The organism is Pseudomonas sp. FW300-N2F2, from assembly GCF_017351655.1.
Classification (GTDB): Bacteria; Pseudomonadota; Gammaproteobacteria; order Pseudomonadales; family Pseudomonadaceae; genus Aquipseudomonas; species Aquipseudomonas fluorescens_AA.
In genome coordinates this window covers 88,548-109,992 of record NZ_JACNDQ010000001.1, presented here as the reverse complement: position 1 = coordinate 109,992, position 21,445 = coordinate 88,548, and the positions used below count along the sequence as shown (strand labels likewise).

At 63.3% G+C, this 21,445-nt stretch carries 18 protein-coding genes; 6 read left to right on the top strand and 12 right to left on the bottom strand.

Annotation, left to right across the window (positions count from 1 at the left end):
• The first annotated feature begins 149 nt into the window (after positions 1 to 149).
• From J4E63_RS00565 to J4E63_RS00540, 6 genes are read left to right on the top strand one after another with little or no spacing between them, the layout of a single operon-like run.
• Positions 150 to 773: a CDP-alcohol phosphatidyltransferase family protein gene (locus J4E63_RS00565; RefSeq protein ID WP_103309243.1), complete on the top strand. Its 624-nt coding sequence runs from the start codon at positions 150 to 152 to the stop codon at positions 771 to 773.
• Positions 774 to 784: 11 nt separating this feature from the next.
• Entirely contained in the window at positions 785 to 2,542 is a 1,758-nt protein-coding gene (locus J4E63_RS00560; RefSeq protein WP_207280659.1) for a bifunctional alpha/beta hydrolase/class I SAM-dependent methyltransferase, read from the top strand.
• Complete coding sequence (locus tag J4E63_RS00555; protein WP_207280658.1) at positions 2,542 to 3,885, top strand: phosphatase PAP2/dual specificity phosphatase family protein; 1,344 nt, start codon at positions 2,542 to 2,544, stop codon at positions 3,883 to 3,885. The genes J4E63_RS00560 and J4E63_RS00555 overlap by 1 nt, the downstream gene beginning before the upstream one ends.
• Complete coding sequence (locus tag J4E63_RS00550) at positions 3,875 to 4,330, top strand: hypothetical protein (RefSeq protein ID WP_207280657.1); 456 nt, start codon at positions 3,875 to 3,877, stop codon at positions 4,328 to 4,330. Before J4E63_RS00555 ends, J4E63_RS00550 begins: the two co-directional genes overlap by 11 nt.
• Positions 4,331 to 4,339: 9 nt before the next feature.
• The gene (locus J4E63_RS00545; protein ID WP_003205972.1) at positions 4,340 to 4,960 is read left to right on the top strand and encodes a 1-acyl-sn-glycerol-3-phosphate acyltransferase; all 621 of its coding nucleotides are present in this window, start codon (positions 4,340 to 4,342) and stop codon (positions 4,958 to 4,960) included.
• A gap of 1 nt (position 4,961) precedes the next feature.
• The gene (locus J4E63_RS00540; protein ID WP_060740439.1) at positions 4,962 to 5,894 is read left to right on the top strand and encodes a phosphatidate cytidylyltransferase; all 933 of its coding nucleotides are present in this window, start codon (positions 4,962 to 4,964) and stop codon (positions 5,892 to 5,894) included.
• A 139-nt stretch (positions 5,895 to 6,033) separates the two neighbouring features.
• On the opposite strand, the gene J4E63_RS00535 is transcribed toward J4E63_RS00540, so the two are convergent.
• The 12 genes from J4E63_RS00535 to J4E63_RS00480 all read right to left on the bottom strand — a co-directional run bounded on the left by J4E63_RS00535 (position 6,034) and on the right by J4E63_RS00480 (position 21,423).
• The gene (locus J4E63_RS00535) at positions 6,034 to 7,191 is read right to left on the bottom strand and encodes a glutathionylspermidine synthase family protein (protein WP_207280656.1); all 1,158 of its coding nucleotides are present in this window, start codon (positions 7,189 to 7,191) and stop codon (positions 6,034 to 6,036) included.
• 12 nt (positions 7,192 to 7,203) lie between these two features.
• Complete coding sequence (locus J4E63_RS00530; protein WP_207280655.1) at positions 7,204 to 7,908, bottom strand: DUF1190 domain-containing protein; 705 nt, start codon at positions 7,906 to 7,908, stop codon at positions 7,204 to 7,206.
• 19 nt (positions 7,909 to 7,927) lie between these two features.
• A complete protein-coding gene (locus J4E63_RS00525) occupies positions 7,928 to 8,356 on the bottom strand; it encodes a DUF350 domain-containing protein (protein ID WP_060740436.1) in 429 nt (142 codons plus the stop codon).
• A gap of 15 nt (positions 8,357 to 8,371) precedes the next feature.
• Complete coding sequence (locus J4E63_RS00520) at positions 8,372 to 9,034, bottom strand: DUF2491 family protein (RefSeq protein ID WP_192264414.1); 663 nt, start codon at positions 9,032 to 9,034, stop codon at positions 8,372 to 8,374.
• Positions 9,021 to 10,055, bottom strand: coding sequence for an ion channel (locus tag J4E63_RS00515; RefSeq protein ID WP_192264412.1), 1,035 nt, complete (start codon positions 10,053 to 10,055; stop codon positions 9,021 to 9,023). Before J4E63_RS00515 ends, J4E63_RS00520 begins: the two co-directional genes overlap by 14 nt.
• A 288-nt stretch (positions 10,056 to 10,343) precedes the next feature.
• Positions 10,344 to 11,042: a PspA/IM30 family protein gene (locus tag J4E63_RS00510; RefSeq protein ID WP_003185899.1), complete on the bottom strand. Its 699-nt coding sequence runs from the start codon at positions 11,040 to 11,042 to the stop codon at positions 10,344 to 10,346.
• Between the two features lie 22 nt (positions 11,043 to 11,064).
• Positions 11,065 to 11,646 carry a YjfI family protein gene (locus J4E63_RS00505; protein ID WP_003205989.1) on the bottom strand — a complete coding sequence of 194 codons (582 nt, stop codon included), beginning with the start codon at positions 11,644 to 11,646 and terminating at the stop codon, positions 11,065 to 11,067.
• A gap of 400 nt (positions 11,647 to 12,046) precedes the next feature.
• Positions 12,047 to 12,880, bottom strand: coding sequence for a YfaP family protein (locus J4E63_RS00500; protein ID WP_207280654.1), 834 nt, complete (start codon positions 12,878 to 12,880; stop codon positions 12,047 to 12,049).
• A gap of 3 nt (positions 12,881 to 12,883) precedes the next feature.
• Positions 12,884 to 14,503, bottom strand: coding sequence for a DUF2300 domain-containing protein (locus J4E63_RS00495; protein ID WP_207280653.1), 1,620 nt, complete (start codon positions 14,501 to 14,503; stop codon positions 12,884 to 12,886).
• Between the two features lies 1 nt (position 14,504).
• Complete coding sequence (locus J4E63_RS00490) at positions 14,505 to 19,073, bottom strand: alpha-2-macroglobulin (protein ID WP_207280652.1); 4,569 nt, start codon at positions 19,071 to 19,073, stop codon at positions 14,505 to 14,507.
• Positions 19,070 to 19,729, bottom strand: coding sequence for a DUF1175 domain-containing protein (locus J4E63_RS00485; protein ID WP_092172828.1), 660 nt, complete (start codon positions 19,727 to 19,729; stop codon positions 19,070 to 19,072). Before J4E63_RS00485 ends, J4E63_RS00490 begins: the two co-directional genes overlap by 4 nt.
• Positions 19,714 to 21,423, bottom strand: coding sequence for a DUF2138 domain-containing protein (locus J4E63_RS00480; protein WP_207280650.1), 1,710 nt, complete (start codon positions 21,421 to 21,423; stop codon positions 19,714 to 19,716). Before J4E63_RS00480 ends, J4E63_RS00485 begins: the two co-directional genes overlap by 16 nt.
• Between the last annotated feature and the right edge of the window lie 22 nt (positions 21,424 to 21,445).

Here is a 21,445-nt window from a genome sequence, read left to right as displayed (position 1 = left end):
CAATTTTCCGGAGTGTCTTGCGCAGAAAATGCGCGAATAGATGCCTACCCGCGCGCATTCTCGAGAAATACCCGCCAGCAACCCCTCAACCTATCGTAATCTCGCATCTGTATAAGCCCAGCCCCGCAACCGGCCGAGATCTTCCCCCGATGCCCTCCATCTACCAACTCAAGCCCGCCTTTCAAAACCTGCTGCGCCCCATGGTTCAACGCCTCTACAACAACGGGGTCACCGCCAACCAGGTCACCCTGCTCGCGGGTATCGTCTCGGTGTTGGTGGGGGCGGTCATTGCCTGGTTCGCCAGCCATCCGTGGATTTTCGTCCTGGTTCCGGTCTGGATGTTCCTGCGCATGGCGTTGAATGCGGTGGATGGCATGCTGGCGCGGGAATTTGGCCAGCAATCCCATCTGGGCGCCTACCTCAACGAGCTATGCGATATCATCGCCGACGTTGCCCTGATCCTGCCTTTTGCCCTGTTTGCCGATACCAGTCTTCTGCTCGTGTTGTTGGTCACGCTGTTGGCGCTGTTCAGCGAATACGCCGGTGTGCTGGGGGCGATGGTAGGGGCTTCGCGGCGCTATGACGGGCCGATGGGCAAGAGTGATCGCGCCTTTGTGTTTGGCGTGTTGGCGACCGGTATTGCCCTGGGTTGGCTCGGGGCGCTCTGGATAAATGGTGTGATGGCGGTGGTTGCCGCCCTGCTGGTTTATACCTTGGTCAATCGGGTGCGTCATGGCCTGGGCCAGGTGAAGGAAAACGCTCCCTCAGCATAAAGGAACTTGCAATGCGCGAAGCCCAACACCGGACATTCACCACCCACGATGGCGTGGAACTGTTCTACCAACACTGGCCGGCTGTCGACGCGGCAGCGGGTGAACCCCGCCAGGCTGTGTTGTTGTTTCATCGTGGCCATGAGCACTCCGGGCGCATCGCGCACCTGGTGGATGAGCTGGACCTGCTCGGGTTCGACTTCTTTGCCTGGGACGCCCGTGGCCATGGCCAGTCGCCGGGTGAACGGGGCGACAGCCCGAGCTTCGCCACCAGTGCGCGGGACGTGCAGACGTTCTGTGATCACATCGGCACGGCGCATCAAATCGACGAAGCGAACATCGCCGTAGTCGCACAAAGCGTCGGCGCGGTGATCGTGTCCACCTGGGTCCACGACTACGCGCCGCGCATTCGCTCGCTGGTGCTGGCGTCGCCGGCGTTCAAGGTCAAGCTCTACGTGCCGTTCGCCCGTCCAGGCCTGGCGCTGATGCGCAAGTTCCGCGGCAATTTCTTCGTCAACAGCTACGTCAAGGCGAAATTCCTCAGCCATGACCCGGAGCGGGTGGCGTCCTACGACAGCGATCCGTTGATCACCAAGGCCATTTCGGTGAACGTGCTGCTGGGCCTGTACGAAGCCGCCGACCGCGTAGTGGCCGATGCCCAGGCGATCCAGGTGCCGACGCAGTTGTTGATCTCCGGCTCGGACTTCGTGGTACACCGCAAACCCCAGGAGCAATTCTTCGAACGCCTGGGCAGCCTGCACAAGGAAAAGCACATCCTGCCGGGCTTTTTCCACGACACCCTGGGCGAGAAGAACCGTGCGCCAGCCGTTGCCAGTGCGCGCCGCTTCATCCTGCAAAACTTCGCCCGACCGCTGGACCGCCCTTCCCTGCTGGACGCCGATCGCCTGGGCGCGACCTGCGCCGAAGCCGAAACCCTGGCCACGCCGCTGCCCCACAACTCGCTGCGCGACCTCTACTGGCGCATGACCCGTGCCAGCATGCGCTTTGGCAGCAAGTTGTCGGCGGGGGTGAAACTGGGCTTCGACACCGGGTTCGACTCCGGCAGTACCCTGGATTACGTCTACCGCAACCGCCCCACCGGTACCTCGGCGCTGGGCAAGATGATCGACCAGAACTACCTGAACTCCATCGGCTGGCGCGGCATTCGCCAGCGCAAGCTGAACGTCGAGGAGCTGCTGCGCCTGGCGATGGCCGAGTTGCGCGCCCAAGACCGCGAAGTGCGCATCGTCGACATCGCCGCCGGCCATGGCCGCTACATTCTCGAAGCCCTGCAAGGGGTCAGCCCGTTGCCCGAGTCGATCCTGCTGCGCGACTACAGCGACATCAACGTGCGCGATGGCAGTGCGCTGATCGTTGAAAAAGGCTTGGGCGATATCGCTCGATTCGTCAAAGGTGATGCCTTCGACCGCCAGGACTTGGCGGCGCTGGAACCCAAGCCGACCCTCGCCGTGGTGTCGGGCCTGTACGAGCTGTTCGCCGACAACCAACTGGTCGGCGGCTCCCTCGCGGGCCTGGCCGAAGCCGTGGAGCCTGGCGGTTTCCTGGTCTACACCGGCCAGCCGTGGCACCCGCAGCTGGAACTGATCGCCCGCGCCCTCACCAGCCACCGCGCCGGTCAGGCCTGGGTGATGCGTCGACGTACCCAGGCGGAAATGGACCAATTGGTTGAGGCGGCGGGCTTCCGCAAGATCACCCTGCGGGTCGATGAATGGGGCATTTTCAGCGTTTCGCTGGCGCAGCGAGTGCAGTAATGAGCGCCGTCATCGCTCCGGCCCGCGAACCCGCACTGCTGAAACCCGCAGTGCTGTGGCTGCTGTTGTTGGCGCCGCTGTTCTTCACCACCTACGGCTTCGCCACCTGGGTCACTTCCCAGCGTGACGACGTCGGCACGTTGGTGTTCGCCTGGGAAACCCACATGCCGTTCATGGCCTGGACCATCGTGCCTTACTGGTCGATCGACCTGTTGTACGGCCTGTCCTTGCTATTGCCCAGCAGCCGTGACGAACTCAAGCGCCACGCCTTGCGCCTGCTCACGGCCCAGATGATTGCGGTCAGTTGCTTCCTGCTCTGGCCGTTGCGCTTCACCTTCCCCCGGCCAGAGATGGATGGCGTGTTCGGTTGGTTGTTCGAGGTGCTGGCGGGTTTCGACAAGCCGTTCAACCAGGCGCCGTCGCTGCACATTGCGTTGCTGGTCATCCTTTGGGTCTGCTATCAGCGGCATTTGCAGGGGGTCTGGCGTTGGGTGATGCACGGTTGGTTCGCGTTGATCGGCGTATCGGTGCTGACCACGTATCAACATCACTTCATTGACCTGCCCACGGGCGCGTTGGCCGGTTGGCTGTGCGTCTGGTTGTGGCCTCTGGATCGACCCAGTCCGCTGTTGAGTGCGCGTCTGGCGGCGGATCCTGCTCGCCGACGCTTGGCCTGGCGTTATGGCCTGGGCGCGGCGGCGCTGTTCATTCCGGCGTTTGCCTTGGGCGGCGCGTGGCTCTGGCTGATCTGGCCGGCGGTCGCGGTGCTCATGGTGGCGCTGAATTATCTGGTGTTCGGCGCCGACGGTTTCCAGAAGCGTGCCGATGGTCGCTTGAGTCCGGCAGCGCGCTGGTTGCTGGCGCCTTATCTGGCGGCGGCGTGGATCAATTCTCGCGGCTGGACGCGCAAGCATCCGCAGCCCGACCAAGTGGCGGATAACGTCTGGCTGGGGCGAATCCCCACGCCGATGGAATTGAAGGACAGTGCGTTTACCGGCGTGCTCGACCTCTGCGCGGAACTGTCCATGGGCAGCACGGGCGTCGCCTATCGCTCATTGCCGGTGCTCGACCTGACAGCACCGACCGCCGAACAATGCCTGAACGCGGCAGAAGCTATCGAAAGCCTGCGCCAGCACGGGCCGGTGCTGGTCTGCTGCGCCTTGGGTTATTCGCGCAGCGCCACGGCGGTGGTGGCCTGGCTGCTGCACAGCGGCCGGGCGGCGAACGTTGATGCGGCGATCGTGCAAATCCAGCGCGCCCGACCGCGTATCGTTTTGCATGCGGCGCACCGTCGGGCGCTGGAGCAATTATCCACAGCACAGGGGCATGTCCATGATCAGTGATATGGAGCTCCACACCGTGGCGAGCCTGTTGCGCCGGGGTCATTCGCTGGACCAGCTGTCCACCGGGCTGACGCTGCTTGGGGCGCTGCTGGGGTTGGGGCAGTGGCTGGTGGGCGTCATCGATCCGTGGTTGTTGCTGTTGAGTGTGGCGCTACTGGTGCTCGGCGTGCTGGAAAAATACTGGGCGCTGCGCGTGGCGTTTGACGCCGATCTGTTCCAGCGCATGGCTGATAGCACCCAGTCCCTGGCCGAGCGCACCTATACCCTGGATCAGGCCCTCACCGCGCTGGGCCTGCAACCGGCCGCACGTGCTGGTCGCCTCTGGACCGAACGCCGGCATGGCGCATTGTTGCTGCTGCGTCGGCAGTCACGCCTGCTGGCCGCACAAGTTGTCTTGACGCTGGGCTTCATCCTGGCCAGTCCCTGGCTAGCCTTTTCAGGATAAGGAATCCTCATGTTCGAACCCGTAGTCGCCAACCTCATCACCTCCGCCGCCCGCATGGTCACCGGCGCGCGCAGCCTGTGGCTCGGCTGCGCGCCGACGCCGGTGCAACGGATCTACTTCGCCAACCACAGCAGCCACGGTGACTTCGTATTGCTCTGGGCCTCGCTGCCGCCGGCGCTGCGCAAGCTCACCCGCCCGGTGGCGGGGGCCGACTATTGGCAGACCAGCCCGGTGCGTCGCTACATCATCAACCGGGTGTTCAACGGCGTGCTGGTGGACCGCGAGCGCAAGGATCCTTCCTACAGCCCATTGCAGCCGATGCTCGATGCACTGGAAAACGGCGACTCGCTGATCATCTTCCCGGAAGGCACGCGTAATCCGGAGGAAGGCCTGTTGCCCTTCAAGAGCGGGATCTATCACTTGATGAAAAATCACCCCGAGGTCGAGGTGATCCCGGTGTGGATCGCCAACCTCAACCGCGTCATGCCCAAGGGTCGTGTCCTGCCGCTGCCGCTGTTATGCACCACCAGTTTCGGCGCACCGCTGTGCATCGAAGAAGGCGAAAGCAAAGAGCAATTCCTTGAACGCAGCCGCGCCGCGCTGCTGGCACTGGCCCCGGAGCACGTCTGACATGGATCGATATACCCTGATGTTGTTTGGCGGGATCGGCGCCATCCTGGTGCTGGCTTCGTTGATCGGTTTCATTCTCAGGCTGAAAACCCGCGGCGCGCCGAACTCGGTGATCGATAACCTCAACGCCCGGATCAATGCCTGGTGGATCATGGTGCTGGTGATCGGCGTGGCGTTCTGGCTCGGCAACGCGGCGGTCATCCTGTTGTTCTACGCCGTGTCGTTCTACGCCCTGCGGGAATTCCTGACCCTGACACCGACCCGGCGCAGTGACTACCCGGCCCTGGTGGCGGCGTTCTACCTGGCGCTGCCGCTGCAATACCTGTTGATCTACTACGACTGGTACGGGCTGTTTTCGATCTTCATCCCGGTGTATGTGTTCCTGCTGCTGCCGATCCTCGCGTCCCTGGGCGGCGATAGCACACACTTCCTCGAGCGCGCCTCGAAGGTCCAGTGGGGCTTGATGATCGCGGTGTTCTGCATCTCCTTCGTGCCCGCCCTGCTGACCCTGGACATCGCCGGTTTCGAAGGCCGCAACCTGTTGCTGATCGCCTACCTGGTCATCGTGGTGCAACTGTCGGATGTGTTGCAGTACGTGTGCGGCAAGCTGTTCGGCAAACACAAGATCGCGCCGAACCTGTCGCCCTCGAAAACCGTCGAGGGCTTTGTCGGCGGCATTTTCCTGGCCTCGCTGATCGGTGGCGCGCTGTGGTGGATCACGCCGTTCAATCCGTGGCAGTCGTTCCTCATCGCCTTGCTGATCAACCTGCTGGGCTTTGCCGGCGGCATCGTCATGTCGGCGATCAAACGCGACCGCGGCGTCAAGGACTGGGGCCACATGATCGAAGGCCACGGCGGCATGCTCGACCGCCTGGACTCGGTCTGCTTCGCCGCGCCGATCTTCTTCCACCTGGTGCGGTACTGGTGGACCTGAAAAACCCTGCGGCAAACACCTAAACCTGTGGGAGCGAGCTTGCTCGCGATGGCGTCAGGTCAGTCAACATCGATGTCAGCTGATCCATCGCTATCGCGAGCAAGCTCGCTCCCACAGGGGGGGGTGGTGTGCAGGGCTATCAGTCGAGGATCAGGTGCGGCAGGAACCGGCTGGAATCCTTGGTGATCAGGCTGTTGTCTTCCCGCACGCCAATGCCGGCCGCCTGGTCGCCGATGACCCAGGAGCCGATCAGGGTGTAGCTGTCGTCAAACTTCGGCAGCGGCGCGAATTCCTGGAGGATGAACGGCGCGTCGGTGTAGGGGCCGTCTTCTTTTACAATCAAGCCGTCAGCGGTCTGCAGCTCGATGTTGGCGCCTTCCCGGGAAAAGAACGGCTTGCGCACCCAGCCCTTGGGCACGGCTTTGCTGATGTCGGTATCCAGGTGAGCCGCGAGCAGGTTCGGGTGGCCTTTGTTGAATTCCCACAGCAGCGGCAGGATGCCTTTGTTCGAGATGATCGACTTCCAGGCCGGCTCGAAAAACTGCGTATCACACTGGGCAATCGCCGCACCAAAAGGCTCGTGAAAGATGAACTCCCAGGCATGCAGCTTGAACAGGTGTGGAATCCAGCGCTCTTCCAGGTCGACGAAACGCCCGTCACTGTTGAGGCCGATGTCCTCGATATCGATGTGCCGCGACTCGATGCCGACTTTTTCCGCGATCAGACGCAGGTAGTCCGTGGTGCCTTTGTCTTCGATTGAGTCTTTCATCGAGGCGAAATAAAACGGCTGGGTGAGCTGCAACTGGGCGAAGGCCTGGTGCAGCTTGGTGTCGATGCTGTTGAACTGGTCGGCATGGGCCGGCAGCGTGCCGCGCTCGATGCATTGCTCCAACCAACCCCACTGGAACGCCGCCGCTTCGTAGAGGCTGGTCGGCGTGTCGTAGTTGAGTTCCAACAGCTTGGCCGGGCCACTGCCGTTGTAGGAGAAATCCATGCGCCCATACAGGTGCGGGTGGCCTTCAAGCCATGAAGTGCGCACCAGGTCGAAGAACGGCGCGGGAATGCTCAGGCGCTCCAGCAACTCTTCGCTCTGGACCACGCGGGCCACGAGGTCCATGCACATGTCATGGATCTCGGTGGTCGGGTCTTCCAGGTCGTCCTCGATCTGCTTGAGGGTGAACTGGTAGTACGCGCTTTCGTCCCAATAGGGTTCGTCGTCGATGGTGTGGAACAGAAAGCCGAGCTGCTCGGCGGTCTGCTTCCAGTCAGGACGCTCTGCGCAATGGATCTTCTTCATGGCGCTGGTTCCTCAACCGCCGGAGCTGCTCGAACCGCCCCAACCGCTGCGGGCGCTGGACTTGCTGCCGAAGCCGCCACGGGAGGTGGATGAGGCAACGGACATCGGCTTGCTGCTGGACTTGATAGAGTCGGTGTAGCTGCCGTATCGCGCCTGGTTGGACTTGGTAAAGGTCGAGCCGCTGGAAACCCGCTGGCTGAGCGTCGAGGACCCGAAGTTGCCGCGGTCATCGCGGTAGCGGTATACCGGCTCGGAGTAATAACTGCTGCGGTTGCCGCTCAACATGTTGCCGATCAACAGGCCGGTCAACAGGTTGCCAAAGCCTGATCCACCGACGTTCGCTTCCGAAGCCGGCAACTGGGCCCGGGCGGCATCGACCTCGGACTGCGTGACTTCGCCATCGGCGTTCAGCTCGAAACCACCCAGCTTGGGCAGGAACTTGCCGGCCGAGTCCTGCTGGCACCAATCGGGCACGAAGTCGGCATCGCAATCGGCCTTGCTATCGTATACCGGCGCGATGCGACGATGCTCACCCATGGCGGTCATGTAGGCGGTGGAGCAAATGTCCACCGGCAGCTTTTCATCGACACATTCCTGGACGGACTGGAAGTTGTACTTCTTCTGCAACTTGTAGGTTTTTTCCGCAGGCCCGCAGCCGGATATCGCCATGGCGACCGACGCGGCCAGCGAAAGCTGGACGTACTTGCTTCGTTTCATCGGGTTCTCCGTGGCGCAATCAGTTCGTGGAAGGCGTCATGCACGCGGCGTTCAACAGGCCGACGCTGATGGCCACGGCGGCGATGTAGATACCGGCGGCGATTTCACCCTGCTTGATGCGCGCGGAAGCGCCCTTGAGCACCAGGCTGGTCACCAGGAACGCCAGCAACTGGACGACCGCGGCGATCACCGTCCAGACGACGAAGTCCAGCATGCTGATCGAGTAGGCAATCACGTTGCTGGCCGGGATGGCGAAACCAATGAGGGCACCGCTCAAGGCGATCGCCGCAGCCACGTTGCCCGAGCGGATCAGTTCGAACTCTTTGTGGGGCGTGACATGGATGTAGATGAACTGGAACAGCGCGAACAGCACGGCGGCGCCGAGGATGTACAGGGCGAAGCCGAACACGGCGGCCTTGTTCAGGGAAATGGAGAGCGCTTCAAGCATGGACTTCTTCCTTATTCAAAGAGTGTTCAGGTCAGTGGTGTACAGCGAAATACCCAGCGAAGTGCTCAGGCTGACGGTGCCTTCGGCGTCCTCTTCGACGGAGAACAACAGGAACTCCCGGCGATCCGTCAGGCCGGTGTCGCGGGCGTACAGCATCGAACGGTGCTCGACGCTGTAGGACTCATCCGGATTGCTCACGCGCTCGCTCAACGTCACCAATTCTGTCTGGCCCGCCTCGGTGCCCCATTCGCGGCTGTACTCGACGCCGTCGTGGGTGTAGGTCGGCAGGCCGATCAGGCTTTCAGGGCCGGCCAGGCGACGCAACTCCGCTTCGCTGTTGATCGTGACGTAGCTGAGGTAGTTGAACAGGATCACCGACTCGACCTGCCCGGCGATGTCGCCGCTGGTGTGCACTTGCAGCCAGTAGTCTTCGTCGTTCATGTAGCAGCGCGACAGCCAGTTCGACTGCCCGAGGTCGACGATGCCCAGGCTCCAGATCTGCTGGGAACCCGGGATGACCACGGTGCTGTTGCCGTCGAGCAACAACTTGAGCGTGGCATCGAACATGACCTGCTTGCCGGAGGCCAGGCCCAACGGCCCGGTGACGGGCGCGCCCTGGCTGGCTGTGGTGTTCGCGTTCGGGGCCTCGAGCCCCATCAACTGTTTAAACCACCCCATGGGAAATTTCCTTGAGTCGCGTGGAGGCGATGTAGAAGAGTTCTCCGCCCACGACGCGGGTGGTGCCGGGCGGGTTGATCGCTGGGTGACGGGCGCCCTGGGCGCGGTAGCCAATCAGCGTAGCGTTGTGCTGCTCTTTCATCCGGGTGTAGAGCTCGCCGAACGTCGCTTCAAACGCCTCGGGCAGTTTCATCAGGTACTGGGTGGCGCCTTCGCCCACACAGAGCAACTCATTGATGACCACTGACGAGCCCGGGTCCTGGGAGGCCCGCACCAGCATTTCGATGGCCATGCTGGAGGTGCATTCCAGGCTTGGGGCATAGGCGCTGGCGAGGGCGGCGATTTCGCTGTCATTGAAGTGGGCGACCACATGCCCGGCAGGCCCCAGTTGATTGACCGCCAGTACGGTGGCCAGGGTCAGGTCGTCGGAATGGGTGCGCACCAGCACGCGTTCGGCACCCGGCACGCCAGCGCGCTGCAGCAGTGCGACGGAGGACAGGCTGTCGCCCTTGATGAAGGATGCCTTGCCGGGCATGGGGTTTTCTTCGAGATCGCAATCGCAGATGACGATCAGGTTGTCATTGGAGGTTTCGTCCTGCAGCAGCAGGTCGATGACCCGTTCGCTGGAGGCGCCCTCCCAGCCGATGAGAACCGTGTGGCCGACCTTGCCGGTGAAATCGCCTTTGCCCTTCATGCCTTTTCTCCAAACATCGATGACGCTGCTGGTGGTTTTGCCGATGACCGTCGTCAACAGGGCAATGCCTCCGAGCATGATCCAGGTCGCCACGAAAATTCGCCCGGCGGATGTCTGTGGCAACAGATCGCCATAGCCGACGGTGAGCGTGGTGGTGAGATAGAAGTAGATAAACGTGGCGGCGGCGATGAGGTGTTGCTCGCCCAGCAGCACCAGGCCGATCCAGGCCGTGGACAGGTGCACGCCCAGCGCAATGGCCAGGCCCGCCCAGCCGAACCGATGGAAGAAGGACGATGCGTACGAGCGCAACAAAAGGAAAATCGACATTTCGTCCCTGACTCCGTGGGGCTTCGTTCCTGGCGGGATCATCGCTCTGGCGTGTGAGCGCTCGAACGTAGTGGCCGGACAGCATTAAACCTGTTGCGGCGCTTGGATAAAAGTACCTGCGTCACAATTAAATCCAGGAGCGCCGGACACTATTGTGGCGAGGGCGCTTGCTCCCGCTGGGGCGCGAAGCGGCCCCAAGGAATGGGACTGCTGCGCAGTCCAGCGGGAGCAAGCTCCCTCGCCACAGGTTTTGTGCTCGGCCTGCCTTGATTGTTCAGCCCGAACAGATCACTCAGCCGATTTTTTCTTCAGGCGTTCCAGGATCGCATTGGCGCTGCCTTCGTTCGGCGTGATGCCGGCATCGCGCAGCTTGCGTTCCAGGTCGGAGCCGGTCGAAGCTTCGGCCAGTTCGTCCTGGGCCTGCAGTTCAGCGGCACGTTGCTGTTGCTTGGCCTGCAGGCGGTTGAGCGTACCGACGGCGGTTTCCAGCTTGCCATTGGCGCCACCGCTGGCGATCGAGGCACTGACCTGGGCCTTCTGCACGCTTTCGCGGGCCTTGGCCATGTCCACTTGCTGACGCAGGCTCTTGATGCGGCTTTCGGCCTTGGTGATGTCCTTGCGCATGTTGTCCGCGTAGCCGCCGAATTCGGTCGCGTGCTTTTGCTCGGCGTCCAGTTCGTTGGTCAGGGTCGAAATGGCTTCGGCCACTTCCAGCGCCAGGTCTTCGCGGTTGGCCTGGATCGCGGCCAGGGCCTTGGCTTCCAGGTCCTTGATCTTGGCGTTGTATTCGCCGACGCGATCGGTCGCCAGCTTGTGCTTGGCCATGATGGTGACCAGCTCACGCTTGGCATTGGCCAGCGCGCTGTCGGCATCGCGGATTTCCTGGTCGAGGATGCGCAAGGCCTGTTGGTCGACGATCGATTCGCCGACTTCGTTGGCACCGCCACGCAGTGCGGTGAACAACTTGCTCCAGATGGACTGAGTCATTGGATGGTTCCTGTTCGGCGAATTAGATGAAGAAGCGTTCGAACGCTTCGCTGGCGCGCTGGACGTTGTCGACGAGGGTTTTGACCTCGGTGACGACGTTGGTCAGGCTGGAGTCGGAGCTCAGCGCGCCGAACATGTTGTAGACGACCTGTCCGTTGGGCATGGTCTCGATGCCGATGGACGACAGCGGGAACATTTCCCGGCTGCGCAACACGGCGTCGTTGAAGGCCGCCACGTCGCTGATCGACTCGACATCCACCAGGACGGTATCGACGATGATCTGGTCGCCCACGACTGCGATGTAGATCGGCAAGCCACCAAAGTCATTCATTTCCAGCTTGATGCTGGACTCGGAGCCTTGGACGAGGGAGAGAGTGATGTCGTTCGCGACCACTTCGTCCAGGGCCTGAAGGGCGCTGTAGAGGCGATCGATGTTCCAGTTATTACCTGCGCTCATGTAATCCTCCGACATGAATGAGCCAGCCAGAATCGGTTGGCGTAGCTGTTTCTCCATTTGCTTGAGCAGGCTTCGGTTTTCGGGAAGCACCCAAGTCTCGTGTTTCACATACCCGGCGGCACTCAGGCCCGCACGCATCTGCTTCATGTAGAAGCTCGACGGTTTTTTCGCGGAGGGTTTGGCGCGCTCTCCCGTGCGGCTCGCTGAATCGGTCACAGACCCGTCAGGCGGATCTGATGGAGCGCTGATTGGCATGGTACTGACCCCACTGTGAAAAACTCACGCGTGAGAAACACTACAGGTAGTTTCAAAAGCCCACAATAGCTCACGCGTGAGATTTTTATCTGTCACAAATGGCAGATGAACCCTGTAGAGGCCCGCTTACCGACTGCCTTTGTGGCGAGGGAGCTTGCTCCCGCTGGGGTGCGAAGCAGCCCTAAGCCAGGCGCTACGGTGTGTCAGTTAAAAAATGCAGTCAGCCTCGATGGGGGCCGCTTCGCAGCCCAGCGGGAGCAAGCTCCCTCGCCACAAGAGATCCCGGTGTGCCTTATGGGTAACTGAAGCTCTTGACCAGCGTCAGCTCGCCCACCGCCCGCATCGGCACGACGAAGGTTTCCATCTTCTCGTTCGGCGTGCCTTCCTCCGTGATCACGGTGACCTGTGCGGTGGTCAGGGCTTGTTGCGCTTGCTCTCCACCACCCTCACCCTCTTCGCCGTCCTCTTCACTGCGATAACCGCCGCCGTAGTAGTTCACATACACCAGGTACTGGCCTTTGATCGGCGCGGGCATGGCGAAGATTTCCGGGCCGTAGCCGGTGGTGACGTCGACGTCGAGGGCGGCGCCGTTGGCAGCGGCGCGGTCGCCGTACCAGATGTGGGCGCCATCGGGGGTGACCAGGTGCAGGTCCAGGTCGGTGCCGTCGCTGTCCCAGGTCAGCAACACCCGCAGCTTGGCCGGCGTGGCGCCGCCGCTGGTGTTGAGAAATTGCGTGCGGTGGCGTTGCTGACCATCGGCGCTGCGCACTTCCACGCTGTTGCTGCCGTTGGGGAACGAGAATGGCCGGTCGAAGCGACCTTCCTCATCCAGCTTCAGCGGCAGGCTGACGCCGTTGACGATCAACTGGCCCGGCGCATTGCTGTCCTTGGGCGCGCCTTTGATCTGCCCGGTAATGCGGGCGGTGTTGGCCTGGCCTGGGGGCGTGTTGACCGACGAGGCCGGGTAGTTGACGGTCTGGCTGAAGCTTTCGCCTTCACCTCCCGGCGCCCCGCTGCGCCAACCGCCAATGGGGGTGTCGAGCTTGATGGCGTCAGCGGCCATGGCCGGAGGCAACGCGGTCAGGGCGCAGAGCAACAGCAAGACCTGTGGATAACGGAGTGTCATGGTCTATTCCAGCAAGAGGTGACGGGCGAGCCCTTCGATATAGGTTTCGTCCTGGCCGTTGGGGTGAGCTTCGAAGGCCAGGTGCAGATATTCATGGGTCAGGTCGAGACGGTCTTGCAGCGACAGCACGCCGCGCACATAGATGCGCTGGCGCTCGCGGTCGACATAAGGCCGGCCAAAGGCAACGCGGCAGACGGCGAAAGTGCTGATTTCGTTGTAGCCCACTTCACCTTCCAGCCGCTCACGCCAGCCCCGGCGCTGCTTGAGCAGCCAGTCCTGGGCGGCGGGCAGCGCCTCGCAGGACGCCACCGGATTGTCCCAACGGCTGAGGCTGGCACGCGGGTAGGCGTGCAGCAGGATGGCGTCGTAGCGTTGGCCGGCGTTGGCTTGTTCTACGGCTTGCGCCCAGGACAGCTTGTCCGGGCCGGGCTGGTCGGAGTGGTAGGTGACGTCGGTGCCGGCCAGGACCAGGTCGCTGGTCCAGGCGGCAATGGCGCGGGCTTCAGGCGCCGCCGGGCGTGGCGCGACGCGCTGGCGATGGCTGCTGTCGTCGATGCTCAAGCAATCGCCATTGCGTTGGGCGTTCTGCAGCAGATAGGTGCGGATCGCCACGGCCAGTGCCTTGGCGGCTTCGACGGGCTCGGCCTTGGCTTCGCGCTGCAGGACCCGGGCGACGTATTCCTCCCGGTCCAGGCGCGCCACCAGCTTGCCGGGCATCAGGAACAGCTCGCCATCGCTGTGGATGTCCAATTGGTTGCCGTTGGTGAATTCGACCCGGTAATCACCGCGCAATTGACCCGGCGCAGCAGGCCGGTCACCGGCCATCACCCGCTGCCAGGGATAGCGGGCAAACAGGCCGACTTCCACGCAGCGCCCGGTTTCCGCCGGCCAGCGGGACGGCAATGCCGCCGCCAAACCTTCGCCGTAGAGCTTCAGGACTTGCTGGCTGGTGCCACGGCCCCCGGCCCACACCGGGGTGCCGTCGGCCAGCCAACCGGCGAAACCGCCCTGTCGGGAGGAAGGCCCCTGGTCACCCAGCCAGCTCCAGGTCTTGACCCGCAGGCGACTGCCCAACTCGCCGACCAGCCGCCCGTCCGCCGCACCGAGCACCACATCCAGCAGCACCCGACGGGCCTGGTCCTGGGCCGGCAGCATGGCCAGGGCCTTGAGCAGTTCCGTGACCGGTACCTGCGTCTGGGGCTGCAAGGCCGGCAGGTCCAACAACCAGGCCGGCGCCTGGCGGGCCTGCCAGTAATCGCGCCAGTTCGAGGCCGAAAGCCCAAGCCGCTGCGGTTCGAAATACAAACCGCAGGATTTCACCAAGGCTTGATCGCGACCGATGCTCTGCCCGGCATTGCAGCAATAGACCTCTTCCTTCGACTCACCGCGGCACTCATAGACCGGCTCGCGAGCGTCGGTGTCCACCAACCAGGCGTAGACAAACAGTTTCCACAGACTGCCCAGTGGCGCCTGCAAGGAAGCAGGCAGCGGCTGGCGATCCAGCACCTGGGCCTGGCTCACTCGCAGCAATTGACCGTCGAAGGCCAGGCGCAACGGCTCGTCCTGCGCCGTTGCCAGCGCAGGGATCAAGCACAACAACCACCCAACCCACCGCCTGCGCATGTCAGTTGACCGTGACCTGACCAAGTGCCGGTTTCTGTTCACGAGCCTGATTCTGGGGCGCGTAGACCTGGGTGAAGCGCACTGGTGGCAAGGTGAACTGGCCCTTCTGGGAGAAGCGCACCAAGTGCCGCAGGCGCAGCTCGCCACTGAGGGCGTCCACCGGTACCGCATACGCCATCTGGCCGGGCTCGAAGCGGGCCTTTTCCAGGGACGTCGGTTCGCTGTCGGCCTTGCCCATCAACTGGATGCCCCACGTGGTGCGCTCCACATCGGCGCCCGGCGGCAGCGGCACTTCGAGCATGCCGTAGCGCAGTGGCGTCGAGGCCTTGCTGTTGATGATCACTTCATCCAGGTAGAGGCTGTCGCTGGACAACGGTTTGTTGCCCACGGCTTCGAGCTTGAAGGTGAAGGCCTCGTCCCCTGGCACCAGGCGCGACAGGCGCCGGGTGATGGACACCGCCATTGGCGCTACCGGTGGTTGCTGGCTCTGGAAGCTCAATGCCGCTTGCACCAGACGCGCCTGGGTGCTGGTCAGGGTCAACATCGTTGGGGGCTGCGCGCCCTGCCACTGCCAGTAGGTTTCACCGCTCGCGCCCTGCTTGGCGGCCCAGCCTTCGCCCGGTGCCAAGGCCACGGCCGGCGCTGCCTGTTCGATGCTGCGCTGCAACCAGGTCAGGGCCAGGGCCCGTTCCAGGGTGGACTGCTGCGGCAGCACCCGTTGCAGCAATGCACTGGCGCGGGCCTGATCGAAGCTCTGCAACGACAGCACCAGGGCCTCGACGAATGGCTGGGAGCTGAGTTCCAGTTGCTGTAGCGCCGCATCGGCTTGACGGCTGAAGGCCGCCGGCAACGGCACCTTGGCCTGTTTCGCCAGGGACGCGGTCAGGACACGGGCGCTGGCCAAGCCAAGGGCCGAATCCGGCGCGTACATGACCAGGCTGTCTTCGCCGCTGTCCAGCACGCTCTCGGTGCTGTCTTCACTGGCCTTCGCCAGATCATCCATCAGGCCGCTGAGCAAGGTGTTCACCGGCAGTTGCATCTGCTTGGCGAACGACAGGATCAACGCCCGTTGCAGCAGCGGCGTATCACCGGCCTGCTTGGCGTAGACCTCCAGCACCCGCTGCCAGTGTTCCGGCGGCAGGCTCAGGGCCAGGGCCTGGCTGGCGTGCCAGTCGGCGTAATAGGCATAGGCGGTGAGGAAGGCATCCGGCTCACCGTCCTGGCCCCACCAGGTGAAGCTCGCCGACGGCCCGGCCATCTGCACCAGACGCAAGCGGCTGTTTTGCATGATCAACCGCAAGCGGTCGCGGATCTGCGGGTTCGACGCCAGGGTCGGATAGGCGATGCTCAACGGCAACAGACGGCTGGCGGTCTGCTCGACGCCTCCGTACGGGTAGCTCAGCAGGTCGTCCAGGGCTGAACGGAACAACGCTTGCGGGCTGTCATCCAGGCGCAGGCGAATATCGCTGGCGTCGGCCGGCAGGGTCAGCGGGGTGTCGGCGCCTGCCACGTCAACGCGCTGGCTCTGGGTGACTTGCCAGCCGTTGCCAATGGCGTTCAAGTGCATGGCCAGGGCGTCCTGAGTTTCGCCGTTCAACTGCAACTGCACGCTCAAGTCGCCACTGCTCAGCTCCATGGCTGGCAGCGCCACGTAGTTGATGCCGTTTTTCAGCTCCGCCACCACACGCTGTTCAGCACCGGCGTAACGAATCAGCAGTTCGGCCTTCAGTGGTTTTTCCGATTGGCTGAACGCGAACAGGCCCAGTTGCGGCTTGTCGCCCGTGCGGAAACGGGTCGGGCCGCTCCACTTCAGGTACAGCGGTTTTTCCGAGGCGATGAACTGCTTCTTCTGCCCCACCTGGCCGTCGTCAGCGATCGCCTTGGCCGTGATGCGCCAGCGGGTCAGGGAGTCCGGCATCTTGAAGGTGAAGCGCGCCTTGCCGCTGGCGTCGGTGACCAGCTCCGGTTGCCATGCGGCGGTGTCGACGTCTTCACGCCGCGGCCGCTCCAGCACCTTGACCCCACGTTCGCTGCGGTTGGCCTTGCCCGGCGCACCGGGGCTGCCTGGCAGCGCCACGTCGTAGCTGATGAACGACAGGCTGGCACTGGTGCGCACGTTGTTGCGGCGCGGGTGATAGAAGAACTGGTCGATGGTCGGCGCGACTTCCGGTTGCAGGGCATAGACCATTTCGTCCACCACGCTGACCGTCAGGTGCGCCGGGATCGCCTTGCCGGCGAACTGGGTGCTCAGGTCCACGGTCACCGTGTCGCCGGGGCGGTAAGTCGCCTTGTCGGTGACGACGGCAACGTCGATCTGCGGCGTGACCACCTTGATGCCGGCGTTCTGGAAGCTGTACTGGCCGCCCTTGGTGTACAGCACCGAGAAGGTCAGGTTGGGCGCAAAGCTATCCTTCACGGCGATGCGCGCGCGGTATTGGGTGTCGCTGAGTTTTTCCATCTTCAGCCAGTCGCCGCCCTTGGACAGCAGTGCCGTGGCCTCGACCTTGTCCCGCTCCAGCGACAGCAACGCATCGCTGACCGGTTCCGGGAAGGTGATCAGCGCCAGCGCTTCGTCACCGGTCTTGTATTCAGGTTTGTCGAAGACGATCTCGACCGTGCCCGGCACGGCCTTGATGCCTTCACCGGTCACCGCATGGGCGGCGGCGCCGATGACCCGGCCATGGTCGTCCTTGAGCGTCAGGTTGTAGGTGCCCGGGCGCTCGAAGGTCAGGCTGAAGCCCTTGTCCTTGGCCGCCAGCTTGCCTTCGCCGGTGCTCTGGTCTTCCAGGCGCACCCAGGCGTAGCTGCCGGGTGTCACGGCCTTGGCTTGCTCGTTGCCGCCTTCGTTGGCGTAGCTGAACGCCACTTTCTGGCCGACGGCGCTGAACCGCTGGGGAGCACTCAGGCGGAAGTTCGCCGCGCCACGGTCGATGAGGATTTCCTTGGTGGTCTTGACCCGATACGCCGCACCATCGCTGGCGAACACGGTGAGGGTGTAGCGGCTCGGCTTGTCGGCGGCCGGCAGGTCGAGGGTCGCGTTGCCCTTGGCGTCGGTGGTCACTTCGCTGCTGGTCAGTTCCACCGGGAACTGCCCCAGGTATTGCAGCTCGTTATCCACCATCGACAGTTGCTGGGCCCGCAGGCTCAGGCTCACCTTGGCATTCACCACGGGCTTGCCGTCCGGGTACAGCAACACGAGGTTGCCCTTGACCGGCTCGCCGGTCCGGTAATCCTGCTTGGCCAGGTTCAGGGCGATCTCGAAGTGCGGCTTGATGTATTCGGCCACGCGAAAGGCGCTGCTGTAGAGCTGGTCCTTGTAGCTGAAGCGCAGTTCGTAACCGCCGGCCACGGCGTTTTCCGGCAGTTGGAAACGGCCTTGGGTGCCGGCCTTGGCGTCCAGCTTCAGGGCCAGGGTTTGCAGCGCGGTGCCGGTGGCGTCCAGCACGCTGACATTCACGTCGGCGGCGGTCGGCTGTACCGAATCACGGGCGTTCTTGAACTCACGGCCAACGATTTTCAGCGACACCCAATCCCCCGGGCGGTACAGCGGCCGGTCGGTGAAAGCATAGAGCTTGGTGTCGTAGATTTCGCTGTCGTAATAGAAGTTTTCCGAGACGAATACCCCGCCCTCCTCGTCTTCACCGATCACGAACGAACGTTCCGGGCTGACGTGCTTGAGGCGCAGCAGGCCGTCTTCATCGGTGGCACCGCTGCTCATCACGCCCAGGCCGTCGGTCCACAGCACATTGACCTTGGGCACCGAACGCCCTTCATGCTTGCGTGCGGCCCAGACCAGCAATTCGTCGCCGGCAATCTTGCTCACGGCCACGGTGTTGGAGACGAAGACCATGGTGGTCGCGCGGTATTTGCCGATCAGCGCTTCCACCAGGTACAGGCCCGGCTTCAACTGGCCCAGCGGCACATAGACATTGCCCGGCGCGACGCTGACGAACTCACTGGAGGAGCCGGCCAGGTTGACCCCGGCTGGCGGCTGGATCGGCTTGGCCTGCCACAGCGGATAACGGAACTGGCTGACCACCGGCAAGCCCGGGATCAAGGCGAACTGTGCCGGCGCTTCATACGGCGTCGGCGCGACCAGGGCGTCGCCAATCTTCAATTCCGGCACTTCTTCGGTGACTTGCTGGCGGGACTCGTAGGAGAACGCCCGCTGCATCACCCGACGGGATTTGCGGTACCAGTTGTCCCACAGGTACGCGAGGGTGTTCGACAGGCCTTCGCCCTTGAACTGGCCGTCGCTGACCACACGGTGCAGGTTCTTCTGGCGCTTGAGGAAATCCAGCGGCTTGTCGATGCGATAGACGCGGATGTCGGCGCCGCCGTAGGGCTCCATGCGGAACCGACGGTAGTCGCGGCCCGGCGCTTCGAGGCGAACCATGGCCTGTTCGTCGCTGGCGAAGCTGCTGTCGGCCAGCAGGAAGAAACTTTCACCGGCCACCGGCGTGTAGCCGCTGGGCTCCACCGTGTCTTCGGCATTCACGACAGGTGCCAGCAACAGGGCGAACAGCAGGGGCAATTTTGAACACAAGCGCAGCATGCGGGCACCGGTCATTGGGAGAGAAAGTTGAGTCGATAGACGCCGATGAAGTTGGGGTTGGCTGCGTCGGGTATCCATCGGGTGTCCTTCCAGTTCATGAGTTGTTGCAGGCTTGCGGAGCGCATGCCGTTGTCGGTAGGGGTTGTGGTGCCGGTGTGATAGGCGATGTAGCGGCCCATCCAGATCATGAGGTGCTGGTCGTCGCCCTGGTCGAAGAACATCAGGTCGCCGGGACGGGCCTGGGCGACATCGCGGCCCACCAGGCGACTGTTGAACTGGATCAGCTTGATGGCGTTGACGTAGGGCCCGACCTTGCCGCCGCCCTGCTGCCATTGCTGGGCGAGGCGCCGTTGCGCATCGCTGAGCGGCAGTTCCGGTGGCAGGTAGCGATTGGACAGGCCATTGCTGCGCAGCCATTTTTCATCGTGGACCTTGAGCGCTTCGTTGGCGGCGAAACGCACCAGCCCGGCGCAGTCCTGCTGATACCAGCGCGGGCTGGGGCCTCTGGTCAGCTGTTCCTGGGCAATGCGCACGAACCAGGCGCGAAAGACCTGGGATTGCTGCACATCCAGCGCCGGCGCCTCGACGGCAAGCGCCGGCCCGCCGAGCAGCAACGCCAGCAGCAACGTCAACGCGGGGTTGCGGATCAGTGCTGTCACAGCGCTTTCCATTCCAGCGGCAGCCACTGCCAGTGGCCATCCGGCTCGCTGCCTGCAGGCAAGGTCAGCGCGTACTTGCCATAGCCACCGAGGGTGCGCAGTTTCGGGATCAGGTAGGTTTGCGCGGCGTTGTAGAACACCGGCTCCATGTCCTGGGGCAAGCTGTCGAGGGTTTCACGCTGCATCAGTTGCGCCATGGAATCCGGGCCGAAGTAGACCGGCATCAGCAGGTCCTTGGGCACGACGTCGGCCATGGGCGGGAAGCGTTTGTCGAGGGTGCCGAGGGCCTTGTCCACGAGTTTGTCATCGAGGGAGAACAGCAAGGTCGAACCGTGGCGGGCCAGGCTGACCCGCAGGAACGCCTTGCCGGTAATCGCCTCGGGCTGCTCCGCTTCCTTGGCCAGGTAGGGGCCGAAATTGGAGCTGACCTGACGCAGCCACTGGTGGGTCGAGCCTTGTTGTTTCTCGACGACCGGGAAGGCATGTTCGGCGACATTGTTTTCGTAGGCGCCGACCATCGAACCGAACAGGTTGCCCAGGTCGGCATCGAGCTTGCCATCGTCTTCATTCAGGCTCGCCACCAACAGCGGCGTGTACAGGCGCGAATCGGCGTACCAGCACAGGCCTGCGGCGCCGGCCACATGATCGACCATGGCCTGGGCGGCTTTTTCGTCGGCGCCGAGTCTGACCAGCAACGGTTTCTGTTGCTCGGCGGCCAGGGGCAAGGCTACGCAGGCGCTGGCGCCCATGGGCATGGCTTGCCAGATCGGCTTGAAGTCGAAGTCCGGCTGGTTCTCCAGCTCGTCCATGGCCAGGAAGCTGTGCCAGCCCTTGTCGTCCATGTCGAAACGCAAACCGGCGAAGTTCGGGATGAAACGCTGGTAGCCCATGGCGAGCACGCTGGCGTTGACCGAGATGCGTTGCTTGACCTCCGGCGCCTTGGGCGGCAGGCCGAAGGCTTCGGGGAACAGTTTGTCGCCGTTGAGCAAGGCAGCCAGGGCAGTCGTCGAAACGCTGCCCGGTTCAACCGCGGAGCCGCTGGCCGGGTCGTACAGCTTGGTCGGATTGGACAGCACGACCAGCTTGTCGCCATGGGAGGCGAAGAGCAGGGATTTGCTGGCGTTGTAGCTGAGCTGGTAGAGCGCAACGTCGTCACCGCCGACCTTCAGGTCGCTGAGCTTGCTCAGTTGCGCGTCATCCAGTGCGACTTTCGCCAACGGCTCCAGCACCTTCGCCAGGCCGCCGCGATCCATCACCAACAGGAAATCCTTGAGGCGACCGTCCGCACCGCGCCACAACGCGACATCGGCCGGCTGGTCGAAAAGCTCTTCGATCAGGCTGTCCTGCAACTTGAGGTCATGCTCGTAGATGATCCGGCGCAGGCTGCCGATCAGCCCGAGGCGGTCGGCGTGGGCCTCGTAATAGAAGACGAAATCCTCGGTGAGCGTGGCCTTGAGGAACGGCACCGCCAACAGGTCCTTGGGCAACTGGCTCAGGGAGTGCGCCTCGAGCAATCCGTCGGGGCGGCTCAGGCCGAGTTTTTCCAACGCCAACTCCATGGGCGGCGCCTTGGGCTTGGTCATGAACCAGCCCAACCCGGCGGCCACACCCGCGACCAGGCACAGCCCGATCAGTATCGCCGGCCAGCGGCGCACAGGTTTGGCGACAGGGGTCGGCGTGGTCGGGGAAGCAGTGTTGTCGCTCATATTCACAAGGGCCTGTTCATCC

What these genes read in the sequence shown, in the direction of transcription:
- J4E63_RS00530 (WP_207280655.1), bottom strand. Translation starts at nt 7,908, where the DNA reads ATGAAACGAAGCAAGTACGTCCAGCTTTCGCTGGCCGCGTCGGTCGCC.
- J4E63_RS00480 (WP_207280650.1), bottom strand. Translation starts at nt 21,423, where the DNA reads ATGAGCGACAACACTGCTTCCCCGACCACGCCGACCCCTGTCGCCAAA.
- J4E63_RS00560 (WP_207280659.1), top strand. Translation starts at nt 785, where the DNA reads ATGCGCGAAGCCCAACACCGGACATTCACCACCCACGATGGCGTGGAA.
- J4E63_RS00520 (WP_192264414.1), bottom strand. Translation starts at nt 9,034, where the DNA reads ATGGGGTGGTTTAAACAGTTGATGGGGCTCGAGGCCCCGAACGCGAAC.
- J4E63_RS00500 (WP_207280654.1), bottom strand. Translation starts at nt 12,880, where the DNA reads ATGACACTCCGTTATCCACAGGTCTTGCTGTTGCTCTGCGCCCTGACC.
- J4E63_RS00550 (WP_207280657.1), top strand. Translation starts at nt 3,875, where the DNA reads ATGATCAGTGATATGGAGCTCCACACCGTGGCGAGCCTGTTGCGCCGG.
- J4E63_RS00545 (WP_003205972.1), top strand. Translation starts at nt 4,340, where the DNA reads ATGTTCGAACCCGTAGTCGCCAACCTCATCACCTCCGCCGCCCGCATG.
- J4E63_RS00495 (WP_207280653.1), bottom strand. Translation starts at nt 14,503, where the DNA reads ATGCGCAGGCGGTGGGTTGGGTGGTTGTTGTGCTTGATCCCTGCGCTG.
- J4E63_RS00565 (WP_103309243.1), top strand. Translation starts at nt 150, where the DNA reads ATGCCCTCCATCTACCAACTCAAGCCCGCCTTTCAAAACCTGCTGCGC.
- J4E63_RS00505 (WP_003205989.1), bottom strand. Translation starts at nt 11,646, where the DNA reads ATGAAGCAGATGCGTGCGGGCCTGAGTGCCGCCGGGTATGTGAAACAC.
- J4E63_RS00525 (WP_060740436.1), bottom strand. Translation starts at nt 8,356, where the DNA reads ATGCTTGAAGCGCTCTCCATTTCCCTGAACAAGGCCGCCGTGTTCGGC.
- J4E63_RS00490 (WP_207280652.1), bottom strand. Translation starts at nt 19,073, where the DNA reads ATGACCGGTGCCCGCATGCTGCGCTTGTGTTCAAAATTGCCCCTGCTG.
- J4E63_RS00485 (WP_092172828.1), bottom strand. Translation starts at nt 19,729, where the DNA reads ATGGAAAGCGCTGTGACAGCACTGATCCGCAACCCCGCGTTGACGTTG.
- J4E63_RS00515 (WP_192264412.1), bottom strand. Translation starts at nt 10,055, where the DNA reads ATGTCGATTTTCCTTTTGTTGCGCTCGTACGCATCGTCCTTCTTCCAT.
- J4E63_RS00510 (WP_003185899.1), bottom strand. Translation starts at nt 11,042, where the DNA reads ATGACTCAGTCCATCTGGAGCAAGTTGTTCACCGCACTGCGTGGCGGT.
- J4E63_RS00535 (WP_207280656.1), bottom strand. Translation starts at nt 7,191, where the DNA reads ATGAAGAAGATCCATTGCGCAGAGCGTCCTGACTGGAAGCAGACCGCC.
- J4E63_RS00540 (WP_060740439.1), top strand. Translation starts at nt 4,962, where the DNA reads ATGGATCGATATACCCTGATGTTGTTTGGCGGGATCGGCGCCATCCTG.
- J4E63_RS00555 (WP_207280658.1), top strand. Translation starts at nt 2,542, where the DNA reads ATGAGCGCCGTCATCGCTCCGGCCCGCGAACCCGCACTGCTGAAACCC.